The following is a 1592-nucleotide window of genomic DNA, read 5'->3' as shown; positions in this document are numbered from 1 at the left end:
GACACCTTCGAGGACACCCCGGTCAAGGACCGCGACCCCGACTGGTTCAAGCGCGCCGTCTTCTACGAGGTCCTCGTCCGTTCCTTCCAGGACAGCAACGGCGACGGCGTCGGCGACCTCAAGGGCCTGACCGCCAGACTCGACTACCTGCAATGGCTCGGCGTGGACTGCCTGTGGCTGCCGCCCTTCTTCAAGTCCCCCCTCAGGGACGGCGGCTACGACGTCTCCGACTACACCGCCGTCCTCCCCGAGTTCGGCGACCTCGCCGACTTCGTGGAGTTCGTCGACGCCGCCCACCAACGCGGCATGCGCGTCATCATCGACTTCGTCATGAACCACACCAGCGACCAGCACCCGTGGTTCCAGGAGTCCCGCAAACACCCCGACGGCCCCTACGGCGACTACTACATGTGGGCCGACGACGACAAACAATACGACGACGCCAGAATCATCTTCGTCGACACCGAAGCATCGAACTGGACCTTCGACCCGGTACGCAAGCAGTACTTCTTCCACCGCTTCTTCGCCCACCAACCAGACCTCAACTACGAAAACCCCGCCGTACAGGAAGAAATGCTCGCCGGACTCCGCTTCTGGCTCGACCTCGGCATCGACGGCTTCCGCCTCGACGCCGTCCCCTACCTCTACGCCGAAGAAGGCACCAACTGCGAGAACCTCCCCGCCACCCACGACTTCCTCAAACGGGTCCGCAAGGAGATCGACGCCCACTACCCGGACACCGTGCTCCTCGCAGAAGCGAACCAGTGGCCCGAAGACGTCGTCGACTACTTCGGCGACTACACCACCGGCGGCGACGAATGCCACATGGCCTTCCACTTCCCCGTCATGCCCCGCATCTTCATGGCCGTCCGCCGCGAATCCCGCTACCCCGTCTCCGAGATCCTCGCCAAGACCCCCGCCATCCCCTCCGGCTGCCAATGGGGCATCTTCCTCCGCAACCACGACGAGCTCACCCTCGAAATGGTCACCGACGAAGAACGCGACTACATGTACGCCGAGTACGCCAAAGACCCCCGGATGCGCGCCAACATCGGCATCCGCCGCCGCCTCGCCCCCCTCCTCGACAACGACCGCAACCAGATCGAACTCTTCACCGCACTCCTGCTCTCCCTGCCCGGCTCGCCCATCCTCTACTACGGCGACGAGATCGGCATGGGCGACAACATCTGGCTCGGCGACCGCGACAGCGTCCGCACCCCCATGCAATGGACCCCCGACCGCAACGCCGGCTTCTCCTCCAGCGACCCCGGCCGCCTCTACCTCCCCACGATCATGGACCCCGTCCACGGCTACCAGGTCACCAACGTCGAGGCCTCCATGTCCTCACCCTCCAGCCTGCTGCACTGGACCCGCCGCATGATCGAGATCCGCAAACAGAACCCCGCCTTCGGCCTCGGCACCTACACCGAACTCAACTCCTCCAACCCCGCCGTCCTCGCCTTCCTGCGCGAGTACGAGGACGACCTCGTCCTGTGCGTCCACAACTTCTCCCGCTTCGCCCAACCCACCGAACTCGACCTGCGTACCTTCAACAGCCGCCACCCGGTCGAACTCTTCGGCGGAGTGCGCTT

General features: G+C 64.8%; 1 protein-coding gene. It reads left to right on the top strand.

Translation table 11 applies throughout. The annotated features are described in order from the left end of the window. Positions 1 to 1592 (top strand): maltose alpha-D-glucosyltransferase (treS, locus tag I3F54_RS31805; RefSeq protein WP_240122396.1); only part of this gene is annotated, 1592 nt, incomplete at both ends.

The organism is Streptomyces sp. MUM 2J, from assembly GCF_022414535.1.
GTDB lineage: Bacteria > Actinomycetota > Actinomycetes > Streptomycetales > Streptomycetaceae > Streptomyces.
The sequence above is the reverse complement of the archived record's forward strand: the minus strand, read 5'-3'. Positions and strand labels throughout refer to the sequence as shown.